The organism is Flagellimonas hymeniacidonis (assembly GCF_008040165.1).
Lineage (GTDB): Bacteria > Bacteroidota > Bacteroidia > Flavobacteriales > Flavobacteriaceae > Flagellimonas > Flagellimonas hymeniacidonis.
This window is the reverse complement of the sequence record NZ_VRUR01000001.1, coordinates 1,813,427-1,839,438: the sequence shown is the minus strand read 5'-3', so window position 1 is coordinate 1,839,438 and position 26,012 is coordinate 1,813,427. Positions and strand designations below refer to the sequence as shown.

Below are 26,012 nucleotides of genomic sequence, written 5' to 3'. Positions count from 1 at the left end.
AAAACTAATTTTATATACAGTATGCCTGTGAAAATCTTTACTATATAAACATTGATTGACATGTATCAATCAATAGTAGCATACTATCTTAGGTATTCTGTTGGTGATTTTTGTATCAAAGTAGCCTCGATTTATTCAATTGTCAAAGCTTCCACAATCACATGCATAATTTTACTCCCCGTCAAGCCAATTTCTTTGTTGTATTTCAGTTTTTCAGAATTTTTCCCGTATTCATAGTTAAATCCGTGTTACGCATCGTTTATTTGAATTTTCAATTTGTTTGTATAAATGTATAGTACATCAAAATAATCCTAAAATGAAAAGTATCCCGGAATGGGTCATAGGGAACTTCGGATTCACTAAAAACACTAAATCAAGGTTCGGTGTCAATGATTTGATTCAAATCTATAATCGAAAGACTTTTATCAGAAATACTATACAGCTTATTACCAATTAATCTTGAATTCTTGTTTACAGTAATTTCTGCAACTTTCTGACCTTTCCCGTCAATAACCATAGTACTATTGTCTCTGGTGAGAAAGCTGTAATCTTTCCATTTGAGATAGTATAAATAAACTTGGTTAGTATCAATTTCATCTTCAGGTTTTAACTCAGAATCAAGGACAAGTATTTTATTCTTGTTTGTTAGCACATAGTGTTTTGCTATATCTACTTTCGGTAAACTTATATATTTGGAGTTGTTTTCTATAAAGACATGTTCGCCAATGAAGTTATTCAGTCCTCCAAAGCCCACTTCACTGAAAGGAGAGCTTTCGATGATTTGCCCATTTTCCATGTTAAATTTTGATACCCGATTTGGAAACAGCAATAAAAGGTTATTTCCATCTAGGTCAATTCCATTTATGTTATCGTTTTTTTCCTCCCCAACTTCTATAAGATATTTTTGCTGCCCGGTTTCACTGTCGAAAGAAGCTATAAAAGGCATGCCGACATCAAGTTTTCGATATCCCATGTAGGCAAACCCTTTGTTGACCATGAGCAGTTCTTCTTCCTTTTTGAAAATTTGTGACTTACTAGTTTTATCATCTGGCAACTTTATTTGCCACCTAATGCTTCCTTTCTCACCCAACTTTACAAAGTATTCGTTAGAGGCGAAATAGATATTCAAACTATCCTCTATAACGTTTGAACGCACATCTCTAACCAGATCGTGACCAGTTGATGCGGCATATGTTCCCGTTAAAAGACCCGCAACAATTCCGAGTCCAGTACCTACAGCCGAAGAAGTATAGTCTTTCTTCCCTGTTTTGGTATGATAATCCCAACCTGTACCATCACTGATGTTCAATTTATGGACACCACCCGCAACTATCATTAGGTTAGATTCATCAATTCGGTATATATCATCCCATCCATATTCACGGGTAATGAATCTTTCCCAAAGAATATTTCCATTTCTCAAATCGATTCCTTCGAGTATTTCTGGGTCCTTGTTGGATGAGGCCAATCGATAACCCAGTGCTATCTTTTTGGTTCGATCAACAAAAAGAATGGAATTCTTTATCTCCCAGAGTTCCTCACCCGTATCATTATCAATACAGAAAGTTTTCCCTGCTTTGGTTCTAAGAGTAATACCCTCAAATTGTTCAATATTTTCCAATTGATAATTAACTTTTTCTGACCATAAGACTTTTTGATTTTCAGCATCGTACCTCAATGTGTAACCTTTGTTGTCAAGCCACTTTCCATTCTTGCTCAATCCTCTTAGCTGAAGGTCAATGTGGTTTGATAAAGTATCAATTTGAAATTCGCTGACCCTTTCGGCAAAAAGATATTCAGTGGCCAAAATTGCAGTTTCGGATATTATATTGGTTCCTATTTCCTTTTTATCGTTTGCAAGGACAGTTATTTTCTTTTTTTGGGATCTGACCGTAACGCACATTACCAATAAGGTTATAAGGATAATTCGATTGTATTTCATTGACAACACTTTTAAAATGGAAAAATTATTTAATAGTCAGAATTGCAGTGATAACAAAAACAATATGTCTCATAAAATTTAACTAATGGAATCCTTTAATTGAACTTTACTAATTCTTGTCAATTACAGCAATTTTATATTTCGCCCAAACATTATCATCTGACCCATCAAAAATTCGTTTTTGACACCAGCCAATTGGGAACAAGGTCATCTCATTCCAATAAAAAGGGAATGAGTTTTCTCCAAAATCTTTGTGATTCCTTTCAAACCAGGTATTGCCATGATTCCTTTCGATTGTCTCCATAATGTAAAACCCAAATTGAATTGCAACTCCATTTAATCCTTCGGGATCTTGTGTCCTTTTATATTCTGAGTGGATTTCAGATAAAATTTTTTCAACGTTTTTGATAGAGTTATCCGTGAAATCGAGATTGAATTCAAATATTTCTCCAATTTCGAGTACATATTTAACCATATCTGCTTTTAATTCGCCAAGTTCCAGATTAGTTTTTTGTCCATTCATAGTAATGGAAAATAGCACTAATAGAAGTAATATTTTGATTTTCGGTTTCAATTATTATTTGTTTGGTTAAAATTCCTTACTTCAATCGGAGCTATCCTTTATTTGAACTTTATTATTGTTCAACCCTTCGAATAGGTGATATATTGGGGTTGTTCAAAATATTTTTGCGGCAACCAATTACCTCCATTTCAACATCATACTCACATATAACTTTATTACCATCCTTCAAGATTACAGAATAGAATGCCGAAACATTGTTTTCTTTATGGCAGATAATGTCTTCATCATTTAGAACATTATTCCACCAGTCATGACCATGTACCTTTTTACAAAGTTCCTTGAGCAAGAAGTCATAAAGCACATCAGCATAAGTGTTCGCGTAAGTCTTGTTACTACGTTTTCCAGTAGGTTTACCCTTTTTGCGATAATAAACTCTAAAAATGTAATTTGAGTCTTCAAAAAGTCCACCTTGTATCATTTTATTGCTTTTGAGGGACTATATTATAAATTGATTCTTAATTAAAAAAATACTGTACCCTAGCATATACCATATTTTATATTACCAATCGCTTTTTTGAACTTTGTCATTTGAGTTTCAAAATACTTCCGGGTTGTACAAAAGTTAAGGTATCATTTTTAAGAATACCATTGTAGAATAAAGTATCCCTTCTTATTTCAATGGTTTCCAAGTGCATTCCTCCAGATGCATTGATAAGCTGTTCTATTTCATCAAGTTCATTCAATCTAGGGTCATATGTTAATATCCAATTACAATCATCAATGTATTTTACATTAGCATAAATACTATCTCCTGGTTTAGACCATTCAACATGTTTTGTACTTTTTCTTATGTATTTGGAAGATTCCGAATAAATTGAATCTGCTAAAACCAAGAATAGAACACAATAGCAAGAGAAAATTCACTATCGATGCATTATCCCATAAAATGGCTGTTTTTTGAGACTGAATCAGATATATATGCATGAGAGGTTCAGAATAGACCAATCGGATTTACATAGCCACAAAAAGTTTTTTACCAAACGTTTGGTTACTACATAATTTATTTATAGATTTGTCAAATAATTTTAAAAGGAATCTCTTGAGACCAAAGAAAATAGAGGATAAAAAATTAATATTAAACCTGATGTCGGTATTGCGAAAAAAGGGTTATGAGGGCTCCAGTCTAAATCAATTGGCACAAGCGGCCAATTTGAACAAGGCCAGTTTGTATCACAGGTTTCCAGGCGGCAAGAAAGAAATTACGGACGCCGTACTGGACTTTGCGGAGGAATGGGTCAAAGAACATATATATAATCTCCTTTCCGACAGCTCAATTCCTCCCAAGGACAGGCTTCGCGAAGCTCTTAAAATTATTAGCGAAGATCTCTATGATCATGGCCATGAGATGTGCCTTCTTAGAGCATTGTCCATGGATGCGGGACAGGGCCTATTCGGAAATAAGATAAAGGGGAGTATGACGACTTGGATAGATGCATTTACATTATTGGGGCTTGATTTTGATTATAGCAAAGAAGAGGCAGCTGAAAAGGCGGTAGAGGTATTGGTGCACATTCAAGGTGGACTGGTCGTCTCTGAAAGTCTTGGTTCGGTAGCGCCCTTTAAGGCCGTGTTGGAAGCCATTGAAAAATTGTATTTGAAAGATTAAAAAAATTTGAAAAAATTAGTTACCAAACGTTTGGTAACTTAAATGATATGCGCAAAAAATTCCCGCCTAGGGGGCAATGTCAAATTAAAAATGACTTTATGGGGAAAAGAACATCAAATTGAAAAAAATATCGCCATTAGTAGAGTGGCCACAGATAGTCCAGAACAACATCACCAAGAGCATAAAGGTTTTCACAAGTGATGGTGTAACAACAATTCATTCAAAAAAAACAACAAATATCAAAAAAATATATAATGAAAACTTTAAAAACAATTTTAATGGCAACAGTAGTCATTTTGACTACTTCAACGGCTTGGAGCCAAGATAAAAAGGCCAATAACATAGACAACAGCAATATTGCCCTGCAAGGTTATAGCCCAGTATCCTATTTGGATTTAGGCCTTGCCCAAAAAGGGGTCAAAGAATTCAAATCTGAACACAAAAAGGTTGTCTATTATTTCACTTCAGCAGAACAAAAAGCGCGTTTTGACAAAAACCCCGAGAAATATTTACCAGAATACGGAGGATACTGTGCTTTTGGAATATATGCGGGAGCAAAATTCAGGGTGGACCCCAATAAGTTTATTGTAGAACACGGGAAGTACTTTCTGTTTTTATACAATCTGGAATTGGATGCACAACAGCTTTGGTTGAATGAAAAAGACCATAATAAATTAGTAACTACAGCAGACAACAACTGGAAGAACCTTAGCGTCACCTACAACTAATGAAACAGGACACCGCTGATTTTTCAACCAGCGGTGTTTCATAGTTTGATTACATTAAATGTGGATAGAAAAACAATCAAAGTATAAAAACTAAGTATCATGAAAAAGCAACGTATGAAATCATTGTTTACAGTTATTGTAACATTGGTCATTAGTGCAAACATATTTGCACAGATACCCGATCCGGGATTTGAAATTGATGGAACGACCGCAATTGTAATCACGGATCCCCAAAATGACTTCTTAAGCCCTGATGGAGTTACATGGGGCGTGGTAGGCGAAAGTGTTACCAAAAATAACACGGTAGAAAATTTGGAAACTCTTTTCAAGCTAGCGAAAGCCAATGGCATTCAGGTATTTATTTCGCCCCACTATTATTTTAAACATGACCATGGCTGGAAATTTGAAGGGGCTTTGGAAAAATTGATGCACAACATCAATATGTTCGACAGAGCCGCCCCATTGTCCCTTGAAGGATTTGAAGGATCGGGAGCAGATTGGCTTGAGCAATACAAAAAATACATCGAACAAGATTTTGTAACGGTCGTTGGACCACATAAGGTTTTTGGTCCGGAACAAAACGACCTGAGCCTTCAACTGAGAAAGCAAAAAATCGATAAGGTAATATTGGCAGGCATGTCGGGCAACTTATGTGTAGAATCACATTTAAGGGAATTGTTGGAAGATGGTTTTGAAATTGCCGTGGTGGGTGATGCAACAGCTTCTGCAATAATTCCTGGAGATGATGGCAATGCAGCTGCCCAGACCAACTTTAGATTTCTTGCAAGCCATGTGTATACAACTAAAGAGTTGCAAACAGCAATGAACAAATAACCGTTAAAAAAACAGAAATGAAAACAATAATAATTAAATCAATAATGGGTACTATGCTTCTTGCATTGATATCCTTTGCTCTATATTCTTTCATCACATTTGAAAGAGCGGAAGGTCTAAATGAGAATGTCCGTAAAGGCAATCAAACATCCTATAAATCTCTTAAGGTAAATAGTGTCGATATCTTTTATCGTGAAGCAGGAGATAAAAAGAACCCTACCATTCTATTATTACACGGATACCCTACCTCCTCCCATATGTTTCGTAATTTAATCTCTGACCTATCTGACGACTATCACATACTGGCACCAGATTATCCGGGATATGGTAGAAGCGAGCAACCAGCAATGGCCAATTTCCAATATACTTTTGACAATATGTCAAGGATTGTTGAAGATTTCTTGGAAGCCAAAAAGGTTACAAAATATAGCATCTATTTGATGGACTATGGAGCACCTATTGGGTTCAGAGTTGCAGCCAAACATCCTGAAAATGTGGAATCACTTATCATACAGAACGGTAATGCTTATGAGGAAGGCCTGCGCGACTTTTGGATACCAATAAAGAAATATTGGAATGATTACACCGTAGAAAATGGAGAAGCCCTTGAAGGCTTTCATTCTCCAGAAGGCCTTAAATGGCAGTATACCCATGGAGTACAGGATACCACTAAAATTAGCCCTGATAACTGGCATATAGACTTTCAGCATCTAACGCGTACTGAAAACAATGATATTCAGTTGGCCATGTTCTATGACTATCGTACAAACGTGCCCTTGTACCCAAAATGGCAGCAGTACTTTAGGGAGTATCAGCCACCAACCCTTATCGTATGGGGCAAGAATGATTACATCTTTCCCGCCGACGGAGCATATCCTTATAAAAGGGACTTGAACAATGTAGACTTCAATCTGCTGGATACGGGTCACTTTGCCCTTGAGGAAAAGGGAGATGAAATAGCGCAGCATATTCTTAGATTTCTCCGGAAGAATAATATTAAATAAGCATTCAAAATGGTCGAGGGGAGCATAACATTTCCTTAATGCAGCTCTCTTTGACCAATTTGCAGTGTCTAGAAGTAATTGACAGATATCTTATGCGCAACTGGCATAATGAAGTAAAGCAAGTGTTTGATAAATCATAAACTTTCAAATCATGCAAATTCAATATAAAATACTGGCATTGCTACTCGTTGGAATTTTTTTTCCGCATAGCAGTGTACAAACACAAAATTTCGAGGACAATTCAAAATACATGAAAAATCACTTGACCATATCATCCCAGTCATTTTCAATCTCTTCTGAAGAGACTTTTAACAATACATGGCCTTACAAACCGCACTTCAAGGAAATTGCTGGATTTAAAATGCACTACGTCGATGAAGGTCAAGGAGAGGTTATCTTGGCCCTTCACGGAGAATCCACTTGGGGATACCTATTCAGGCATCTTATTGCGTCGCTTTCTTCCGACCACAGAGTCATCGTTCCCGATCATATGGGCTTTGGAAAAAGTGAAACCCCACAAGATAGAAGCTATTTGCTACAGGATCATATTGAGAATTTAGAGCAATTTGTGCTAGATCTTGATTTAAAAGGTATTACACTGGTGATGCACGATTTTGGCGGTCCAGTAGGCATGGGTCTTGCCATTCGTCACCCAAACCGAATTAAGCGCATTATCAGCACTAATGGCCCTACACCCTTGGGACAACCGGGCCTTGTTGATGCCCTTATGAAAAACGGAGCTACCTCACCCTGGTTTAGCTGGATATTTAAAGCATATGAGAAAGGGATACTAGAACAAGTACTAGGTCAGCTTGACTACAACATTCTGAGTACCCTGAAGCTGAACGGATTTGAAAACAATGATTTGATTACAGAGACTTGGCTGCAGGCTTATCGAACCCCATTTAAGACTCCTGAGCATACCTTGGGGGCAATTGGTTGGGCAAAAGGTTTTGCCGAAGGTGCTCATCAATTTGAGCCCGTAGAAGCTGTTACGGCCAAAGAACTATCCAAAAAACCTGCTTTGGCTATCTGGGGAATGGCTGATAAGACGTTGCAGCCAGAGCATTTTCTTCCGTTGTTCAGTGAAGCCTTCCCAAATGGGAAAATTCATAGGTTAGAGGGGGTAGGTCATTATAGCCTTGAGGATGCTCCAGGGGAAATTGCACTTCTTATCAAAGCATTTCTTAAAAATTAGTGATTCATAAATTTTAATGGAGTGGAAAAAATGAAAGAAAGAGTCATACATACATCACCCAACAAATTGATAGGTGTTTACCGAATATTGCTTGGAATCATTTTTACGTTGGTGGGAAGTTTAAAACTAACTTCAAACAATTTCCAGCATGCCTGGTGTACCCAATTGACCGAAATTGAAATACCTAATTGTATTTTGTTTTTCTGGATGATACCAATATTGGAAATTCTCTTAGGAATTGCGCTGATTTTAGGCTATTTATCGAGGATTGCCGCCATTACCATTGTTCCAATTATGATGGTAGCCACAAAAGTATATCTGACAGTCGGAAATCCTGAGGCATTTATTGCCCAACCTGATGAAGCTATTTTGCCCCCTTTGATGATTATGCTGGCAGTATTGATACTTGTCTTTGGGGGCGGGAGTTGGAGCGTGGATTTGAAAATGTCCTATAAAAAATGGGGAAGTGGAGTTAATCTAGAATAAAAGCAGATGATACATCAAACTATTAATGAATTACCAATGCAGGATTTTAACAAGTACATGGAAATCTGTGAAACACTTGCTCGTAGTGCTGCTTCTAAAGGAAATAGTGCTGTTGGAAGTCTTATTATTTTAAAAAATGAAATAGTGGCGAAAGCGGAAGAAGCAGTTTCTACGAAGCAAGATGTGAGTTGTCATGCTGAAATGGAAGTAATAAGAAAAGCTGGGAAAATAATAGGGAAAGATATGTCCCAAGCTATTTTGATAAGCACCAAGGAACCTTGTGTGATGTGCAGCTATGCCATTCGATACCATAAGATAGGTTATGTGGTCTATAAAGAAAGAACTGAAAAATTGGGTGGATCTAATGGCTATTTTAATTTACTCACTTCTGATATGGTACCGCAAGAATGGGGTTCTCCCACAATCTGTTTTCAATTAAAACCTTAAAATAAAAGATTATGAACTACGCAAAATTAGCCTTTACAGATGCTATTAAAACAGTTCAAGAGAAAGAAGGTAGTCGTAATTCATATGAGCGAATGGAGCAAATGGTATTGCCGGAAGGTCTTTCTTTTCGTGAAATGAGTTTTATAAGGGAAAGGGACAGTTTCTATGTTGCTTCCTTTGGGGAAAATGGATTTCCCTATATACAGCATCGCGGTGGTCCAAAAGGATTTTTAAAATTCATTGACGTAAAAACTCTTGCTTTTATTGACTTCACAGGAAATAAGCAATATATAACAACCGGAAATATCCAGACCCATGAAAAAGTTTCTCTAATTCTTGTGGATTACCCAAATAGGGCACGACTTAAAATATATGCAGAGGCTGAAGTAGTTTCTTTAAATGAGCGACCAGACCTGCTGGAAAAATTAGAATTAGAAGATTACAAGTATAAGGCAGAACGGATGTTTGTATTCCATATTAAAGCCTTTGATTGGAACTGCCCCCAGCATATAACGCCTAGGTATACAATAGAGGATATTGCCAAAATGGCCAAAGATCGAGAAGATTATGTTGAAAATTTGGAACAGGAAATCAAGTCACTAAAAGAGCGATTAGAGAATTGTGGGGCCAATGGAAATAATCAAAATTGACGTAAAAACGAACCTTTCTTGAAACACTCTCCAATTTCCAAGTCAGTCTTAAATAATGGCAGAATTATGGAACTAATTAGGAAGCATACAGAATTCCTGATAAATGTTGTTTTTGCTGGACCCTTCCTTTCTTTTAACGACTGTTATCATTAATTCCATAATTGGTCGAAGATAAATCTGGAATTCATAGCTTAATTGTTGAATCTCGAACAACTAGGCTTGTTTTTACTATTTTGGTCTCAAACGGTTTATTGGAACCATTATTTTCTATTCTATCAATCAAGATTTTGGAAACGGTTTCCCCAATATATTTTCCGTGCTGACTTACCATGGTCATTGAAGGTGTAACATATTTGGATAATTCTCCATTGGTAAACCCTATAATAGATACATCTTTTGGGACATGATATCCTCTGGCCTTTACAATACTCATCACCTTGACCGCGGTTATTTCATCCAGTACCATGATACCCTCAATCTTCTTATAATTAAGCAAGAGAGATAAGGTAAGGTTCAAATCTTCCTTGTCATCTGTGGCTACCACCAATTTTTCATCATACTCCATTTCTTTTTCCTCCAGCGCCTTTTTATAACCTTCAATTCGCAGTCTGCTGATAACCGAATCCTCAATTGGTGTTATAATTGCAATAGTTTCACATCCGGTATCCAAAAAAAAATTGGTGGCCATATAACCGGCTTCAAAATCATCTACAATTACCTTGTCACAATCCACCAAATCTGTAACCCTATCGAACATAACCAACGGAATTTGATTTTCGGAAAGTTCATTGAGATGTTCTGCATGTTCCTCCAGTTCGGATTCTTCGGCTGCGGAGGAGATAATAACACCATCAACCGATCCTGTTCCGAGCAGCTCTAGGGTTTTGGTTTCTTTTTCCAACGACTGATTGGTGATACAAGTTATTATACTATAGCCCTTTTCATTGGCAACTTTCTCAATACCATACAAGACCTGTACAAAAAAGTAATTCAGGATATTTGGAATGACAACGCCAATGGTCTTAGTGCTTTTATTGAACAAGTTTAACGCTAACTTATTTGGCCGATAGTGGTTTTCCTTGGCATATAACTTGATTTTGACCTTAAGTTCCTCACTAATTTCATGACTATCCTTTAAGGCTTTTGAAACCGTAGCAATGGAAACCTTAAAATGTGCTGCTATTTCCTTTAGGGTCAATTTCGACATATCATTTTATCAATGCTCAAATGGGAATTCAATTCCCGCCAATTTTCTAACCGAGTCTACCACCTCCATAAGTGAAATGGAATCATTTTGACTCCATATCTTGCTCTCTATTTCACCCGAGCATATGCACTTATGGGTTTCTAAGATTTCATAGGTAAAACCTTTTCCAATAGTTGGCAGGTCATACGTTTTCTTCCAACCATTTTTCACCATGGTAAATCCTTGCGTTTCATGCCATATGGGATGAATTAATATCTCTCCTTCTTCACCACAAATTTTAGCCTTCATTTCCGTATTGTTGGCAAAGCCGCTATATAAAATGGCTTGCGCTTCCGGATAATCAAAGATCATAGCGGTTTGAATTTCAGCTCCAGTATCAAAAAACTTTGATTTGGCAACCAGCTCCTGGGGCACACCCAACATAAGATAGGACAAAAATATGGGATAAACCCCCATATCCAATAGCGAACCACCAGCAAGGTTCACATTTAAAGACCGGGAAGATGGGTCATCGTTCAATTTGTAGAAAGTGAATTCCGCATTGACATATTTCAACCTCCCAATTTCCCCGGAATCAATCAATTCCTTAATTTTTAAAATTGAAGGGTTAAAACGGGTCCAAAAAGCTTCCATGAAAAAGACTTTATTTACCTTGGAAGCATTAATCATTTTCTGAGTTTCCTTAGCACTAACAGCAACTGGTTTTTCACAGAGCACGTGTTTTCCATAGTTCATTGCGGTTATACTTACCTCGGCGTGGGTATGGTGCAAGGTGGCCACATAAACAATATCCACAAGATTATCTTTGAACAGATTTTCGTAATTGTTGTAATAGTTTTGAACACCGAAATTCTCGGCAAAATTTCTGGCCCTGTCAATGCTATTCGAAGCCACGGCGACCAACTCCGCATCTTTTACAAGTTGAAGATCTTCAGCAAATAACTTGGCAATTCTCCCCAATCCAACTATACCCCAACGAATTTTCTTTTCCATACCAATGATCTAGTTGCGCTCCTCAATAACTTCAGAGGTAGAAAACCGGTAACGCATATTCCGGTAAACACATACATCGGTAATATCCTCAGGAGTACCTATGGGAACTGCCCTAAAATTGGATGATATTCTGTCTTTTTTAACGGGCATTACTCTGTGAAAACAATGACCATGCAGAAAAATCACGGTACCTTTTTTAGGTTGAAACACCAATTGACCTTCCAAATCGTCATGGGGTTTGCCCACTGGAAGTACTCCGGCCTTGTGGGCCTCAGGCATCACCACTATTTCCCCGCCTGTTTCATCTGTAATGTCATGGGTGTACACCAATCTATTCAGATTGAACTTTTTCTCATCTTCCGGAGGGCAGTCTTGGTGCCAGGCCTGTCCTTTGGAACCGGCCTTGGAAAACATCATCATACAATAGAGGTTTTGCCAACCATCCTTTAGGATAGCATCTGTAATCCCGTTGAATTTTTTATCCTTCTCAATCCCATCAAAATAAGGTTTGTCCTCACGATAGGGAAACCAAGGAATCACCTCTACGGCAGATTTCGATATAAATTCATCTGTATGCTCCCAATTAGGACTTACCCCGTAATGTTCCAATATCAAATCATTGTACTCATTCATTAATTTTTCGTCAAAAAAATTCTCTAGTACAATGTATCCGTCTTGCCAAAATTGAGTGGTCAATCCCTGAATGTCCATAGAACCAAGTATTTAATTGTTGTTGTACAGTTTCTCGTATAAATCCGGAGTGGATTTGATGTATTTCGATTGTGAGGTAATTTTCCTCCATCGCTCACTAATGGAATCACTCAAGTGCAACCGGGCATCGATTCCTTTAAATGTTGGGTTATTAACCCACATAGGATGGGAATCCCAATGGCAATTAATATAGTGCATCGCTTTAACCACATCGGGATTGTCATCTATGGCACTGAAGAAAGGAATAAACCACTTTTCCCAAGCTTCCTCCGCCTGTATTGAGTCACTTAGCTGCGTCTCTTTGGTCAGGCCATACAATTTTCCGCCATAATCAGAAATTGTAGGAGTGGCCTCAGCAATAAAGACTGGCTTGCCCTTTTTGCGGGCAAACTCAAACATTTCAATTTCTTTCCATCTATTAAAAAAGGAAACACCGCACCAATCCACATAATCATCCCCTGGATACCAGCCTTCCAAATGCTCTTGTCCGGAGATAAAACCAGTTGATTGCCACACATATGCCGTGTTTTCAACACCTTTGGCTCTTAGCATGTCCACAATGCGCTTATACGCCTTGATGGTTGTTTTCCGATCATAATGATTCCAAGGGTCACCATCAAATTCGTAAGCAACTCGTAGGAAGACGGGTCTTTTACCTAAGGAAAGTAGAAAATCAGCCAATTTATTGATATAAGCATCATGGGAACCATCTGCCACTTTTTCCTCGTGGTTTACAAACTGGAGACCAATGGCCAGTGCCATATTTTCATAGTTGGGACTGTTGAGCTGCAAGGTGGCGTTGTAATCATTGTCTCCCCAATCGTGGGTATCAAAAAGTCCATCCAAGCCTTCTTGCGTGCGTCCAAATGAATTCTCACCCGGATTGATATTTGAATAGGTGGTCCAACCTGCTGGCCTGTCAAAATGATCTAAATATCCATCATTAAATGCCTCCAAACCACCCACTGCTTCCAACTCCTGTCCTACAAACAGCAATACCTCACCATCTTTGGGTTCAAATTTTGCCAGCTTTCTTTTTGGAATTTCTTCTTGTGTGGATTCCACCGCTAGTTCCGCATCTGGCTGTTGTTTGCATCCAAATGCCAAGATGGCCAAGATCAAAATGAGTAACTTTTTCATGGATTGATTTTTTGTGATTGATTTTCGTTTAAACTTATTCCAGGTGCATACATTTCAATAAACGGACCTGGTAAGGTTTCCGGTTTTCTTGGATTGTTGTGGAAATCCATGGAGACTTCTTCTAAGGAAGGCACCAATTCCAAGGTTTTAGGACTGTTCCAAAATACAAATTGGGTTTCCCTATTGAATTCAACTTGCGCTCTTGAAAAAAAACTATTCTGATCCAAGTTATTTTTGCCAAAAGTTGAAGAGTCAATATAGTTGGGTTCCGAAGCGCTGATATAGAGATTGTGATTCGCCGTATTACTATCAGAGCTAAATTTAAAGGGTCTCACATTAATAAAAATGTTGTTGTAGACTCTATTTTCCTCTGCGGTCAACTTCCTACCATTTTGATAGCGATCTGTCTGAACTATGGCATGTACAGCATTGCCGGTTGTATTGGCCACTAGGTTGTGATAAACCATTAGGTAATCGGTGTCGTTGGCATAAATGCCGTTGCCATCTATATTCCAAACAAAGTTGTTATCCACCAAATTTGGATAATGACTAGCTTCCACAAAAATGCCTCCTTGAATATTTTGAACATCGTGAACAATATTTTGCGTGGTTCGGGAATAACGAATATCCCAGTCCAACCAGATACCATTTCCGCCTTGGATGTCATGGATATGGTTTCCCTTTACCAAGGTCCGATGCGTAACCAACATTTTAATCCCGGAACACTCCCAATAATTCTCCGCATCTTGCCAACCAATGTTGTGAATATGGTTGTTTTGAATTATGCCATCTGAGACCACAAAACTTCGTATGCCGGCCGTGCCACAATCATGGATATGGTTGTTTCGTACAATCATAAAGCCTTGACTATCTTTTCTGTCTCTTGGAACATTCTCTGGATTTGGGTCATTGGTCTCGTAAGCCAAATAACCAAATTCCAGCCCTGAGGAATTGATTTGCCTGATGGTATTATCCTCTATAATCCAATGGTGCCCGCCCAAAGCTGTTACTGCCCCGGTACTGGTACGCAAAAATCCATTGGCACAATGTTCGAAAGTGAAACCACGGAGCTGAATGTAATTAAGTCCAACTTTAGAAGGTTTAAACAAATGTTGCTGGGTTGCAATCTCAATGACCGAGGTGTTTGGGTTTTTGCCATCAAAACCATGAACGTGCAACGTCTTTCCATCTACATCTACCCAAAATGAACCCGGGATTTTAGCCAAATCCCTGTAATCCTCCAATTGGGTCATTCTTTTCCCATTTTGAAACACCAGAGCACGTCTGGAAGAGTAAGGTGCAATTTCTTTTACCAAATTGGCCCATGGCATCAATGCATGTTCTTCTGGTAAGATATTGGGAAGTTGAAACGGATAGTACCTGTCATCAAAAAAAGTATCTGGCACCGTGGTCACCCAAATTTTTCTGGACCAAGTATATTGAAGGGAGGAATCTGCTAAAACATCCATAAACACCTTATTTTGCTTCCATTCAGTATTTAAAATTCTTGAGCCTTTTACCACAACCTTTTCACCTGGGGCAGCTTCATAGGATATCATTTTAGCTGTGGAGGCACCTCCTTTTACAGGTTTAATTGTTTCTCTATAAATACCTCCATAGACCAAAACCCGTTCACCCGGTTCCACCACAAAAGCGGCTTTATTAATTGTCCTGAAAGGATGCTCCTTGCTCCCGTCATTGTAGTCGGATGCGTTCGGGTGCCTTTGATCAACCACATAGGTTTTGGTATACTCCGTTAAATTTTCCCAGGCCGAATAGCCGTTCCAATCAAAATTTTGGGCATCCAATTGGAAAAACTGCAGGGTCATGACAAGAAAAATGATTATTTGTATTCTATTTTTTAGCATCGAAATAATCTTTGTATGGCTAGTTTTTTATTTCTTGATAGTCGAACCATTTGAAATCGGCATGATATTCGTTCATAGCCAAATCTTGGCAGCAAATACCTACAAAACTACCCGTAAATGCAGGCCTGTACCTACTTCTTCCATCTCTCACATGGTCATCGGACAGAATACTGGCATCCAATTCTTGGCCAATTGTTCTAAAAGTTTTACCATCAGTACTATATGAAAACTGAAGTGTCTCCTTATTCATTTCTCCCTTGAGGATTACTGATTCAACGCCGTTGATATCTACCAATTCTTCTTGAAAGCTCATTTTATAGTTATCAGACGAGATAACATTCAACATCCTTTTGGAACCATCCGAATTTGATGTGATACATGCATAGTGATAATGTCCGGCGTTATAGTAGAACACCAATCCGGCCATATGGTGCAGGTTTTTAGGTTGGAACTCAACCTCGGTGCTGGCCACGATATGAAAATCCTGTATTCTCCTTGCCAACAGACTTTGTTGGTGAAGCGAGGTCAGGGATTCTTTGCCGTATAACCTTAGATAGCCTTTTCTTGCGGTTAAACTGCACCAATCTTCAGTCATGGGTATTCGTAAAGACTGGAATTCAATAGGAATGGAATTAGCATTAAAATTGACCATACTTCCATTATGGGAAAAGGTATATTCAGGTAAATTAGGTTTCGGTATTCGTTCCCTTGGAACGCGTCCGCCCCCTTTTAACCAAGGCCAACCATCTTTCCATTCCAATTCTTCTATAGCGGTTTCCCTGCCTAACGTGCAATTGCCCCTCGTGGTCAATGGTCTACCCACAAGAAACACTGCGTACCAATCCCCATTTTGGGTCTCCACTAAATCCCCATGCCCCGATTTTTGCAAAGGATTTTCCTCGCTTTCTGCAGCCGAGATAAAAGGATGTTTGGGATGAAATTCATAAGGACCAAATATGGAAGAACTTCTACCGATACTCATTGCATGGCCATATTCCGTGCCGCCTTCCGCAAGCACTATGTAGTAATAATCACCTCTTTTATATAGGTGTGGCCCTTCTGTTAGCCCCAAGTCGGTTCCTTCTGTTAGGTAATGAAGGTCTCCGACCAGCTTTTTTTGGAGCGAATCGTATTCCTGCATTTCTATACCCCCAAAAAACCTACCGTTTCTATGGTCTACCAACATGCTGACATACCACTTTTTGTCCCCATCATGAAACAAGGAGCCATCAAAGCCTCTTGAGGATAGATAAATAGGTTCACTCCAATCCCCGTAAATATCCATTGTAGTTACCATATAATTTGGAGTATCTTTCCAAACCCCATCAAAGGATTTTACATTGGTATAGACCAGGTAGAATATTCCATCATCATAGGTTAAGCAAGGTGCCCAGACTCCGCAAGAATCTGGAATCCCCTTCATATGCAATTGTGATGTCCTATTTAGGGGTCTTGCAATCAACCTCCAATTTTTTAGGTCCTTGGAATGATGGATTTGTACGCCAGGAAACCATTCAAATGTGGAGGTGGCGATATAATAATCATCACCTACTCGACATATGGATGGGTCAGGGTTAAAACCTCGCAATATTGGATTTTGTATGTAGTTCATGGTTTGATCAAATCTTTTTCTAATTCTTCAAGTGATTTTCCCTTGGTCTCTGGGAGTATTTTTAGGAAAACAAAGAATCCAACAAGGGCAATAACCCCATAGATATAAAAAGTTATGGCATTGCCCCAAGTAACCAGCTCCCATGGGAAAGCTTGGGTTACCAACCAGCTGGATAAACCATTAAGGAATCCAACAAACCCTATGGCCAAACCTCGATATCGATTGGGAAACAATTCTGAGAGCATTACCCACATCACAGGTCCCAGGGAAAAAGCAAAACACGCAATAAAGCCAAGAATGCCCATAAGAACCAAAGTAGGGTTCATCCGTGTTGCTGCTTCCAAAATTGCACCTTCATTATTGGTGTATACTTGAGAGCCTAGGGCTGTAAGCATTTCATTTTTGAAATCTATATCATTGTTGTATTCCTTACTTGTTAAGTATTGCAGTTTTTCTTGAATGGACGGTTCAAGTGTCATCAGCTTTTCCTCGGTGATGGCATAGGTAGCCTTTTGAAAACCATAGCCACAAAGCAGCATACTTATGGCAATCCCGCCAACTCCAACCAACAGCAATGGTCTTCTTCCCATTTTATCGATCAAAAAAATGGCAACGAATGTGAAAAGCACCGTTGTAAGGCTCAACAAAATTCCTGAAGCAAAGGCTGCGTCCGTTCCTATTCCGGTTTGTTTGAATATGGAGGTTGCATAGTAATAAACGGCATTGATACCAGTAATTTGTTGCAGGATACCCAATCCAATGCCTACGGTAAGCACAAAGCGTAGAGGCTTCTTGAATAGCCCCTTGAACTGAATCTTGTTCTTATTTTTTCTGGCTTCTGAAAGACTTTTGACAATGGTTGAGGCCGCCAATGTCCCTTTTTGTGTACCATGAATGTTCGTCAGAACCTCCACAGCTTCTGCGTCCCTTTCCTGAATAAACAACCACCTTGGACTTCTTGGGACGAAAAACAAAAGGATGAAATAAAGTAAGGCTGGCAACAACTCCACCGCAAGCATAAAACGCCATACATTGGCATTGGTCAAGAAGGAAGTAGATTCCGAAGTAAATGCATTATTGATATAATAGTTACTCAAGAACGCTGCAAAAAAACCTAAAACGATATTTAACTGCTGAATAGAGACCAACTTGCCACGTGCTTCCGCGGAAGAAACCTCTGCTATATAAACTGGTGCAATAACCAGGGCGGCACCAAAGGCAATCCCACCTATCATTCGGGCTATCCACAGCATATGGAATCCTGTTGCATAAGCTGATAATAAAGCTGATAAGGCATAGGTGAATGCAATGATCAAAAGCATCTTTTTCCTTCCTAAAATATCGCTGGCCCTACCGGAGATTAGCATGGCAAACATAGCTGCGAACAACGGAGAGCTTGGCACCCATCCTTGTTCCGATGTACTGAGATCAAACTCGGGCGTTACATAGTTCATAACTCCAGAAATGATGGCAGCATCAAAACCGTACAAGAATCCTCCCAAAGAGACGATAAAAGCAATAAACCATGTTTTTCTTGTTGTACTTGCCATATTCAGGAGTTCATGGGTTTTATTCGTTCGCTTTAAATACCCTAATATAGTCCACGACCAAAAATGCTGGGAAATTGGATGCTATTGGGTTAACATTTGGGAGATTCCCGCCTACAGACAGAGCAAAAACAAAATAAAACTGATCATTAAATGGATATGGTTGCCCGTTAGCTTGTGTAGTTGCCGGTGTCATGGTATGATATTCAATATCATTGACCAACCACGTAATTTTATCCTCTTCCCAAATTATGGAAAAAACATAATATACTTCATTAAAGGAATTTCCATCCAAGGCTTCAAAATGAACCGAGTTAAAATGGTGATTGGCAGGAAAGTTGATACCATAATGACCAGTACCCAAAATATCATTTGTGTCCTCTCCAAGATATTCCATAATATCGATTTCCCCACCGCTGGGCCAGAAGGCTCCGGGGTCTTGGATGGTATACTCTTTATTTAGCATAAAAAGCGCTACCCATGTACCTGCCTCGGAAGGCATGCTGGCACGTATATCGACCCGACCGTACTGAAACTCAAATAAATTATCTGTATGGATTCTGGCTGATGAATATTCCTGTCCAAAAATAAACTCACTTTTGGCCTCCATGATAAGATTTCCATCTTCAAAGTAGAGGTTCTGACCTCTGTCTGTAAAAGCTTGGAGCTCGTTGTTACCCCAGCCACAGAGATTTGGACAACCAGTGCCCAAATGGTAATCCCACTTGGCGGAATCCAAGCTTTCTCCATTAAATTCATCAGACCAACTTAGCGTATAGCCAGTATATGATTCTGGAGTACTGTATCCTGATTCAGGAATAACCAAACTAGTGGGACAGTCCTCACAATTGGAGCCGCCGCAGTCCACTCCGTCCTCATCGCCATTTCTAATTCCATCAGAACAACTGGCCTGGGGTACAGGAGTTTCGTCATCCACTAGTTGTATATCGCCATTGTTGGATGAACAAGCAAGGGTCATCATCATAAATGACAACAAAAGCAATCCATAAAATTTAAATATACGGAACATATTAAGTAGTGTTAAGTAAAAGTTGAGGAGAATTAAATTGCTTCTCCCCAACGATGGCCAATAATTGAAACTATCTAACTAAACTTATTCAAAAGGAATAAAATCTTTTATGTAAAATTGTCCGGCTTCTGTATGGCCCGAACCTCCAAACCTAAGCGTATAATTATCATAGGTGGTATTGTTCATGAGTAATGTTGTGCCATCTGCGGCTGAAGTGGCTTCGGTACCGTCCAATTCCAACGTAACCCAAGAATCAAAATCTGCAGGGTCTACCTCCACTGTTAATACGGTCCATCGCTGCCAGAAATTACCATCCACATTGTCATGCAATATCAATTCAATGGTGGGCGATAAATTCCCAGAAAAATCATTAGTGGAAGGAATATAAACATCCAAGGTGAACTTATGGTACACTGAAAAGTCTATGGTTTCTGGTTGGGGTTGGAACTTAAAATCTTCGAATCCACCAAAAGGACCATTTTCCGGACGGTTGATCAAGGTCACCGCATCAGTACTTCCGGCGGGGTCTGCAACCCGATATTCTGGAACCACACCTTGGGACGGTGTATCATTGGGAATCAGATTCAATCCGGAGTCCGCATCACCTGTTTCGAAAGTAAAATACACTGGAAGTCCTGAACCAGCAAGAGCATCAGCTCTCGGAGTGCCAGGAGCAATAAAACTGGTAGTAGGTTTAAAATCCTTGATGTAAAATTCACCCGCCTCGGTGTGCGCGCTTCCACCAAATCTTAGGGTAATATTGTCGTAAGTTGTATTATCTGCCAAAGGAATTCCAGCATCTGCTGATACCGCTGTTGGCACAGTACCATCAAAACGTAAGGTAATCCACGAATCAAAATCAGATGGATCTATGGTAATGGGCAGAATGGTCCAACGTTGCCAAAAGTTACCGTCCACGTTATCGTGCAGCACCACTTCCACCAAAGGCTGTAGATTTCCAGAAAAATCGTTGCTCGAGGGGATATAAACATCCAAGGTGAATTTGTTATAGGTTGAAAAATCTATAGGTGCCGGTTGCGGTTGAAACTTAAAATCTTCAAAGCCACCAAAAGGTCCGTTCTCCGGTCTCAAAATTTGGCCTACCAACTCATCACTACCTGCCGGATCCGCTGCACCAAAATTAAAGGTGACACCTTGGTTAGCCTGAGCCAAAGAAACTAGATTACGGCCTGAATCCGGGTCATTGGCCTCAAAGGTGAAATAATATGGCAAGGAACCTCCTGCCAAAACATCGGCTCTTGGAGTGGGCACACACATTTCGCATGGTCCACCGCAATCAATACCTTCCTCACCTTGATTTTGGATGTCATCGGTGCAAGAAGGACATACCACTCCACTTCCACCACCACAGTCAATACCTTCTTCATCAAGGTTTTGGATTCCATCTGTATAGGAGGCTATTACTGTGTTTAGCTGCTCAAAATATTTTTCTTCATCACAGGATAGAATCACTCCAAAAACTCCTAGGGCAGTGGCAATTGCGGCAAGTCTAAGCGATGATTTTTTAATGCTATGTACTTTTTTCATTTTTCTTTCTTTTGGATTAATACCCTGGATTCTGTTCCAGCATTCCTGCAGGATACGTATCTATTTCTTGTTGGGGAATGGGCAATAGTAAATCCCTTGGCGCCACAAAATCCGTTTTGCCAACAGCTGCCAATGCAGGTGCAATTACACCACCACCATCAACGGCATCCCATCGAACTAAATCGGTAAATCTGTTCCACCCTTCTGTGGCCAATTCCCTTCTTCGCTCATCGCGCACCCCTTGAACCGTATAGGTAGGGGCAGCAGGGTTTCCAGGTCCATACGCTCGATCCAGTATTTGTTGAAAAGAAGTGGCTCCATCGCCACCACCACCCATAATCGAAGCTTCTGCATGCATCAATAAAACATCGGCATATCGAAGTACCTTCTCGTTAAGAGGGGAACTTGGCGGTCCTAGGAGCACTTGAACCTCTTCGAATGTCAAGAAATATTTTTTTGCTCCGGTATTTACACCAATGGCGTATCCGAAATTATCGGGTACTGGATCAAAATTCAATGCTGCCAAACCTGGAGAATTTAAGACTTGACCAGGCAGTAAAAAGGTGGTTGCTTTACGTTGATCACTATCATCAAAGAAATCCACCAAATCCTGTCTTGGAATAAAGTTGTTGAACGATGGGTAGGTACCGGAAAGGAATGGGAAAGACCATCTCCACATGGCGGAACCTTCTTGTGTTGTTCCAGGACCTGTTGCTGAAAGTCCGTCTTGATAGTTGATTTCAAATAGGGATTCCGGCCCAAATTCGGTAGTCTGTAAGAAGTTATTTCTAAAATCGGATTCCAAGCTGTAAACTCCCTGGGCCATCACTTGATCGGCTGCATTGACGGCTTCAGACCATTTCTCTTGATATAAATATACTTTGGTCAACAATCCCAATGCCGCACCTGAGGTAGCGGAACCTTGTACCCGTTCAGAACCCTTAATCGGAAGTATGGCGGCGGCGGCTTGCAAGTCTGCCTCAATAAAGGCGTATACTTCTGAGGCAGATGCCCTTGGTTTAAAAATCTCTTGATCCGTTGAGGTGACCGCCTCTTCAAAAAGAGGCACGCCTCCCCAAAGTTTTACTAATTCGAAATAATATAATCCTCTTAAGAACCGTGCTTCACTTACAATTTGATCTTGTAATCCCGGGGTTTCAAAGTTCTCATAGTTTGATGCCAATTCAATGGTGAAATTTGCACGCGATACCCCTCTATACCATTTGGCCCACAAAGAAGCTACTGCGGGTAAGGATGGGATTATGGTGTTAAATTGATCCCATTGTGCTCCAATTGCCCAAAAACTGGCAGATTGAGAGTGACAATCGTCTGCCCTAGTCCCTTGTGCCATCAGAGGAAAAGTCTGATTTCCTAAAATTTGCTGCCATTGCAGCGGGTCATAAGCTGCATTTAAACTTGATATAACAGCGTTTTCGGTTTCAAAAGCCGTATCTACGGAAATTGATGTGGCCGGTTGTAGGTCTTCTATATCGCTACAAGCTGTACCCAATATCAGTAGGGCAACGAATAGCAACTTTGCAATTTTCTTAGGTTTAAATTTTATGTCTTTCATTTTCAAAGCTTATTAAAAGTTTATACTGGCGCCCAGTAGTATTTGACGTGGTTGCGGAAAGAAACCTTGATCTATCCCAATGTTCAATGATGAGTTCACATTGTTCTGACCAATCTCTGGATCAATCCCTGGATATTCGGTTAACACAAAAAGGTTTTGGCCTGATACAAAGAGTCGTAACCCTTTCATTCCTATGGTTTCCACAACGCTATCTGGAAGACTGTAACCTAATGTCACATTCTTTAATTTTAAATAGGTACCGTCCTTGATATGGAAATCAGATATTAGGTTTTCTCCATTTCCTGCCGTGCTTACCACCACATTTCGTGGTGCACCCGGTTCAGTGATATAAGAGGCAGGTCTATTAGTCCCTAAAGCATCGTAGCGAATAGTAGCGTCTAAAATGTCGTTTCCTATGGTTCCTGACATAAAGGCCGAAAGATCAAACCCTTTGTAGTTTAGCCCGAGATTAAATCCGACGGTCGCATCTGGGTTGGGATTACCAATAATGGCTTTGTCTCCACTATCCGGAACCAATTGATTGTTACCACTCCCATCCAAGTCCGCAAAGATCAGGTTTCCATTGGCATCCCTTCCTTCAACTACGAAACCGTAAAAACTTGCTACCGCGTTGCCAACACTGGAACGAGAAGCAAAATCATTGAACTGGGGCTGGATTTGGGCACTATTTATAAACGAAGTTTCCCCTAAACTGGTAACCTCATTATCGTTGAAGCCAAGATTGGCGCCAACATTCCATCCAAAACCACTATCGTAATTTTCACGATAAGTAAGTAAAATTTCAAATCCTTTATTCTCTATGGTTCCCGTGTTTTCAGAAGCAGGATTTAGACCAGAGGTCAAAGGTGTTGTTGCCGCCAATAAGATGTCGGAGGTTTCCTTGATGTAGTAATCAATGGTAATTCCCAGTTTATTATTGAAGGCATTGATATCCAAGCCCACATTGAACTGGGTAAGTTCTTCCCATCCCAAGGCTGGGTTAGCCAAGCTAATTTGTGCAATTCCGGGTTGACCAGCGTATCCTGCTTGAGTTGTTAACTGTGCCAAATAATCGAATGGCCCTAAGGATTGGTCATTTCCGCTAATTCCCCATCCTGCACGTAATTTTAGTAAATCTATAGCTCCAGAATTGCTCAAAAATTCCTCTTCGGATAATACCCATCCAGCAGAAACTGCAGGGAACCATCCTACTCTGTTGTCTAATCCGAAACTTGAGGATTTGTCCCTTCTCAAAACTGCACTAAGCAGGTACTTTTCCTTGAAATTGTAATCTACTTTTCCAAAGAAAGATTCCAAGAACCTTTGGATGGTCACTCCTGGGGTTACCGTGGCATCGGTTATATTGTCTGATAACGCAAAATTTACCCTGTCAAAATCGTTGGTGAAGAAAGCCCCTGTATCATTGATCAAATCACCCCCAAAGAAATTGGTCTTGACCAATTCATATCCGACAAGTGCACTTAAATTGTGGTTAGTGCCTGACAACTCATCAAAGGAATATTTAGCAGTTCCGCCCCACTGTCGATTTTCAGCTGTACTTTTTACCTCGGAATAAGATACTCCGGTAGAGGTATCATATTCTTGGGTGGGTTGTTGAATTAACGGCGTAAAGGTCCTATTGAAAATGGCGTTGTAAAAAGAACCGTACCAACCTCTTAATGTCAGGTCATCCAATAAGTTGTAATCCAAAGAAACGTTGAAGTTTGTGGCGTCTTGGATAATTTGGTTATTGATTGCCGCAATGGAAAACAATGGATTCTGAACAGCACCAAGACTGTTCAAAGGAACGCCATTTGCCGTAGGTACACCGTTGTTCAAAAATGGGTTGGCAAAATTGCCGTCCTCATCAAATGGTTGGTAAACTGCAGGTAACGCATTGATAAAACTGCTGATTCCCACTCCTGCTCCTCCAGTGTTTTGTGGGATTACAAAACGGTCTTGGTTTTGATACTGCACCGAACCGCTGAAAGATATGCGGTCTGTAATATCAGCTTGCAAAGACCCTCTAATGTTTCTTCGTTTAAACTCTGCCTTTCCCTCTCCACCAAGAATCCCCTCTTGTCCAAAGTAACCACCAGAAACGGAATAGGCTATTTTTTCTGTACCTCCCACAATCGATCCGTAGTAATTCTCAACCGGAACATCATCAAATAATACATCGTACCAATCAGTATCCGGTAACAGCGCTCTTTCCGCATCCGTAAAAGCACCTCTAAATCCAGCGGCGGGTGTTCCAGCAGCGGCTACCCCTTCATTATAGTATTGTACATATTGGTCCCTATTCATTAAGTCTGGTTTGTTGGCCAAACTTTGGATACCATACGAAGTTCGGATGGTAATCTGTGGTTTCATAGTACGTTTAGAGCCTTTCAATGTTTCGACCAGAACAACTCCGTTACCACCCCTTGAACCATAAATGGCCGTTGACGCAGCATCTTTTAGTACGGTTTGGGAAACAATATCATTTGGATTGAGAAATCCTAAATTGGGAACCTGGATTCCATCAACAATATAAAGCGGGTTCGAGTTATTTAGTGTTCCAATTCCACGAACGCGAACTGTTTGTGGCGAACCTGGTGAACCAGAGTTCTGTTGCACCACCACTCCGGGAATGGTACCTTGTAGGGCAGCTTCTGCCTGAGAAATCGGCAGCTCCCTAATTTGAGCCGCCTTAACAGTGGCCACTGCTGTAGTTACTAGTCTCTTGTTTTGGGTTTGTCCGTAACCCAAAACAACAACCTCATCCAAAGTTTCAGCATTTTCGGTCAATGTTACGGTGATATCAGTGTCACCATTTAGACCAATAGTTTGCGCGTTATAGCCAATGTAACTGATCACCAAGGTGGCGTTGGCATTCGCAACGGTTATTGAAAAATTTCCGTCAAAATCTGTTTGGGTTCCGTTGGTCGTCCCCTGTTCAACAACAGTTGCCCCACCCAAGGGGCCCGAGCTGTCCGAGACGTTTCCGGTAATGGTTTGTGCATTAGCTTCAAACCCTATTCCCGTGAGCAGTAGCATGAAAAAAAGAACAACATAGTTTGTACTCATGAGTTTCGAGTATTTAGTTAGTAATTGAGTTGAGTTAGAAGTAATTTGAGCGTTCGTGTACCGCTAACTCTTCAAGTCAAAACTATTTGAAAATGTGCGGAATAGTAGCTTTTTTAACAGGGATGAATTTGGAAAAAGGATTTTTGGACTATCTACACTGAATATTTTTAATTGATTTTAAAATATTGATTATCAAGTATTTAATGTTTTTGATTTTTATTTACGAAAATTTAACT

At 39.8% G+C, this 26,012-nt stretch carries 23 protein-coding genes; 8 read left to right on the top strand and 15 right to left on the bottom strand.

Going from position 1 to position 26,012, the window contains the following annotated elements:
• Nucleotides 1-373: 373 nt before the first annotated feature.
• The 4 genes from FVB32_RS08315 to FVB32_RS08300 form a co-directional block, all read right to left on the bottom strand.
• Nucleotides 374-1,942 (bottom strand): outer membrane protein assembly factor BamB family protein, encoded by a 1,569-nt coding sequence (locus tag FVB32_RS08315; RefSeq protein WP_147743118.1) that lies wholly within the window; start codon nt 1,940-1,942, stop codon nt 374-376.
• Nucleotides 1,943-2,051: 109 nt separating this feature from the next.
• Nucleotides 2,052-2,465, bottom strand: a complete 414-nt coding sequence (locus FVB32_RS08310) for a hypothetical protein (RefSeq protein ID WP_187269521.1) — start codon at nt 2,463-2,465, stop codon at nt 2,052-2,054.
• A gap of 112 nt (nt 2,466-2,577) precedes the next feature.
• On the bottom strand, nt 2,578-2,943 hold the full coding sequence (locus tag FVB32_RS08305) for a hypothetical protein (protein ID WP_147743112.1): 366 nt from the start codon (nt 2,941-2,943) through the stop codon (nt 2,578-2,580).
• 106 nt (nt 2,944-3,049) lie between these two features.
• The gene (locus FVB32_RS08300) at nt 3,050-3,358 is read right to left on the bottom strand and encodes a hypothetical protein (protein WP_147743110.1); all 309 of its coding nucleotides are present in this window, start codon (nt 3,356-3,358) and stop codon (nt 3,050-3,052) included.
• 206 nt (nt 3,359-3,564) lie between these two features.
• On the opposite strand from FVB32_RS08300, the gene FVB32_RS08295 reads away from it, so the two are divergent.
• The 8 genes from FVB32_RS08295 to FVB32_RS08260 all read left to right on the top strand — a co-directional run bounded on the left by FVB32_RS08295 (nt 3,565) and on the right by FVB32_RS08260 (nt 9,478).
• On the top strand, nt 3,565-4,131 hold the full coding sequence (locus FVB32_RS08295) for a TetR/AcrR family transcriptional regulator (protein WP_147743107.1): 567 nt from the start codon (nt 3,565-3,567) through the stop codon (nt 4,129-4,131).
• Nucleotides 4,132-4,385: 254 nt separating this feature from the next.
• Complete coding sequence (locus FVB32_RS08290) at nt 4,386-4,859, top strand: YHS domain-containing (seleno)protein (protein WP_147743104.1); 474 nt, start codon at nt 4,386-4,388, stop codon at nt 4,857-4,859.
• 99 nt (nt 4,860-4,958) lie between these two features.
• Nucleotides 4,959-5,693, top strand: a complete 735-nt coding sequence (locus FVB32_RS08285) for a cysteine hydrolase (RefSeq protein ID WP_246139847.1) — start codon at nt 4,959-4,961, stop codon at nt 5,691-5,693.
• A 17-nt stretch (nt 5,694-5,710) separates the two neighbouring features.
• Nucleotides 5,711-6,697, top strand: a complete 987-nt coding sequence (locus tag FVB32_RS08280; protein ID WP_147743101.1) for an alpha/beta fold hydrolase — start codon at nt 5,711-5,713, stop codon at nt 6,695-6,697.
• Nucleotides 6,698-6,848: 151 nt separating this feature from the next.
• Nucleotides 6,849-7,895 carry an alpha/beta fold hydrolase gene (locus FVB32_RS08275; RefSeq protein ID WP_222707951.1) on the top strand — a complete coding sequence of 349 codons (1,047 nt, stop codon included), beginning with the start codon at nt 6,849-6,851 and terminating at the stop codon, nt 7,893-7,895.
• A 30-nt stretch (nt 7,896-7,925) separates the two neighbouring features.
• Nucleotides 7,926-8,381 carry a DoxX family protein gene (locus tag FVB32_RS08270; RefSeq protein ID WP_147743097.1) on the top strand — a complete coding sequence of 152 codons (456 nt, stop codon included), beginning with the start codon at nt 7,926-7,928 and terminating at the stop codon, nt 8,379-8,381.
• Nucleotides 8,382-8,387: 6 nt separating this feature from the next.
• Nucleotides 8,388-8,828 (top strand): nucleoside deaminase, encoded by a 441-nt coding sequence (locus tag FVB32_RS08265; protein WP_147743094.1) that lies wholly within the window; start codon nt 8,388-8,390, stop codon nt 8,826-8,828.
• An 11-nt stretch (nt 8,829-8,839) separates the two neighbouring features.
• A complete protein-coding gene (locus FVB32_RS08260) occupies nt 8,840-9,478 on the top strand; it encodes a pyridoxamine 5'-phosphate oxidase family protein (protein WP_147743091.1) in 639 nt (212 codons plus the stop codon).
• 184 nt (nt 9,479-9,662) lie between these two features.
• Here FVB32_RS08260 and FVB32_RS08255 read toward each other — a convergent pair whose 3' ends face one another.
• The 11 genes from FVB32_RS08255 to FVB32_RS08205 form a co-directional block, all read right to left on the bottom strand.
• Nucleotides 9,663-10,685: a LacI family DNA-binding transcriptional regulator gene (locus FVB32_RS08255; RefSeq protein ID WP_147743088.1), complete on the bottom strand. Its 1,023-nt coding sequence runs from the start codon at nt 10,683-10,685 to the stop codon at nt 9,663-9,665.
• Between the two features lie 9 nt (nt 10,686-10,694).
• On the bottom strand, nt 10,695-11,678 hold the full coding sequence (locus FVB32_RS08250) for a Gfo/Idh/MocA family protein (RefSeq protein WP_147743085.1): 984 nt from the start codon (nt 11,676-11,678) through the stop codon (nt 10,695-10,697).
• Nucleotides 11,679-11,687: 9 nt separating this feature from the next.
• Nucleotides 11,688-12,389, bottom strand: coding sequence for a phytanoyl-CoA dioxygenase family protein (locus FVB32_RS08245; protein WP_147743082.1), 702 nt, complete (start codon nt 12,387-12,389; stop codon nt 11,688-11,690).
• A gap of 12 nt (nt 12,390-12,401) precedes the next feature.
• Complete coding sequence (locus tag FVB32_RS08240) at nt 12,402-13,529, bottom strand: glycoside hydrolase family 26 protein (protein WP_147743080.1); 1,128 nt, start codon at nt 13,527-13,529, stop codon at nt 12,402-12,404.
• Nucleotides 13,526-15,397 carry a right-handed parallel beta-helix repeat-containing protein gene (locus FVB32_RS08235; RefSeq protein WP_147743077.1) on the bottom strand — a complete coding sequence of 624 codons (1,872 nt, stop codon included), beginning with the start codon at nt 15,395-15,397 and terminating at the stop codon, nt 13,526-13,528. The genes FVB32_RS08240 and FVB32_RS08235 overlap by 4 nt, the downstream gene beginning before the upstream one ends.
• Nucleotides 15,398-15,416: 19 nt before the next feature.
• A complete protein-coding gene (locus FVB32_RS08230; protein ID WP_147743074.1) occupies nt 15,417-17,009 on the bottom strand; it encodes a glycoside hydrolase family 43 protein in 1,593 nt (530 codons plus the stop codon).
• On the bottom strand, nt 17,006-18,559 hold the full coding sequence (locus FVB32_RS08225) for a sugar porter family MFS transporter (RefSeq protein WP_147743071.1): 1,554 nt from the start codon (nt 18,557-18,559) through the stop codon (nt 17,006-17,008). The genes FVB32_RS08230 and FVB32_RS08225 overlap by 4 nt, the downstream gene beginning before the upstream one ends.
• 19 nt (nt 18,560-18,578) lie before the next feature.
• On the bottom strand, nt 18,579-19,586 hold the full coding sequence (locus FVB32_RS08220; protein ID WP_147743068.1) for a glycoside hydrolase family 16 protein: 1,008 nt from the start codon (nt 19,584-19,586) through the stop codon (nt 18,579-18,581).
• A gap of 84 nt (nt 19,587-19,670) precedes the next feature.
• Nucleotides 19,671-21,134 (bottom strand): hypothetical protein, encoded by a 1,464-nt coding sequence (locus FVB32_RS08215; RefSeq protein WP_147743065.1) that lies wholly within the window; start codon nt 21,132-21,134, stop codon nt 19,671-19,673.
• 16 nt (nt 21,135-21,150) lie between these two features.
• Nucleotides 21,151-22,707: a RagB/SusD family nutrient uptake outer membrane protein gene (locus FVB32_RS08210; protein WP_147743063.1), complete on the bottom strand. Its 1,557-nt coding sequence runs from the start codon at nt 22,705-22,707 to the stop codon at nt 21,151-21,153.
• A gap of 12 nt (nt 22,708-22,719) precedes the next feature.
• Nucleotides 22,720-25,776, bottom strand: a complete 3,057-nt coding sequence (locus FVB32_RS08205) for a SusC/RagA family TonB-linked outer membrane protein (RefSeq protein WP_147743060.1) — start codon at nt 25,774-25,776, stop codon at nt 22,720-22,722.
• Nucleotides 25,777-26,012: the final 236 nt, after the last annotated feature.

Coding starts and splice junctions, on each gene's coding strand:
- FVB32_RS08285 (WP_246139847.1), top strand. CDS start 4,959: ATGAAAAAGCAACGTATGAAATCATTGTTTACAGTTATTGTAACATTG.
- FVB32_RS08225 (WP_147743071.1), bottom strand. CDS start 18,559: ATGGCAAGTACAACAAGAAAAACATGGTTTATTGCTTTTATCGTCTCT.
- FVB32_RS08245 (WP_147743082.1), bottom strand. CDS start 12,389: ATGGACATTCAGGGATTGACCACTCAATTTTGGCAAGACGGATACATT.
- FVB32_RS08235 (WP_147743077.1), bottom strand. CDS start 15,397: ATGCTAAAAAATAGAATACAAATAATCATTTTTCTTGTCATGACCCTG.
- FVB32_RS08255 (WP_147743088.1), bottom strand. CDS start 10,685: ATGTCGAAATTGACCCTAAAGGAAATAGCAGCACATTTTAAGGTTTCC.
- FVB32_RS08260 (WP_147743091.1), top strand. CDS start 8,840: ATGAACTACGCAAAATTAGCCTTTACAGATGCTATTAAAACAGTTCAA.
- FVB32_RS08275 (WP_222707951.1), top strand. CDS start 6,849: ATGCAAATTCAATATAAAATACTGGCATTGCTACTCGTTGGAATTTTT.
- FVB32_RS08305 (WP_147743112.1), bottom strand. CDS start 2,943: ATGATACAAGGTGGACTTTTTGAAGACTCAAATTACATTTTTAGAGTT.
- FVB32_RS08205 (WP_147743060.1), bottom strand. CDS start 25,776: ATGAGTACAAACTATGTTGTTCTTTTTTTCATGCTACTGCTCACGGGA.
- FVB32_RS08210 (WP_147743063.1), bottom strand. CDS start 22,707: ATGAAAGACATAAAATTTAAACCTAAGAAAATTGCAAAGTTGCTATTC.
- FVB32_RS08290 (WP_147743104.1), top strand. CDS start 4,386: ATGAAAACTTTAAAAACAATTTTAATGGCAACAGTAGTCATTTTGACT.
- FVB32_RS08265 (WP_147743094.1), top strand. CDS start 8,388: ATGATACATCAAACTATTAATGAATTACCAATGCAGGATTTTAACAAG.
- FVB32_RS08280 (WP_147743101.1), top strand. CDS start 5,711: ATGAAAACAATAATAATTAAATCAATAATGGGTACTATGCTTCTTGCA.
- FVB32_RS08270 (WP_147743097.1), top strand. CDS start 7,926: ATGAAAGAAAGAGTCATACATACATCACCCAACAAATTGATAGGTGTT.
- FVB32_RS08315 (WP_147743118.1), bottom strand. CDS start 1,942: ATGAAATACAATCGAATTATCCTTATAACCTTATTGGTAATGTGCGTT.
- FVB32_RS08250 (WP_147743085.1), bottom strand. CDS start 11,678: ATGGAAAAGAAAATTCGTTGGGGTATAGTTGGATTGGGGAGAATTGCC.
- FVB32_RS08310 (WP_187269521.1), bottom strand. CDS start 2,465: ATGAATGGACAAAAAACTAATCTGGAACTTGGCGAATTAAAAGCAGAT.
- FVB32_RS08220 (WP_147743068.1), bottom strand. CDS start 19,586: ATGTTCCGTATATTTAAATTTTATGGATTGCTTTTGTTGTCATTTATG.
- FVB32_RS08230 (WP_147743074.1), bottom strand. CDS start 17,009: ATGAACTACATACAAAATCCAATATTGCGAGGTTTTAACCCTGACCCA.
- FVB32_RS08215 (WP_147743065.1), bottom strand. CDS start 21,134: ATGAAAAAAGTACATAGCATTAAAAAATCATCGCTTAGACTTGCCGCA.
- FVB32_RS08240 (WP_147743080.1), bottom strand. CDS start 13,529: ATGAAAAAGTTACTCATTTTGATCTTGGCCATCTTGGCATTTGGATGC.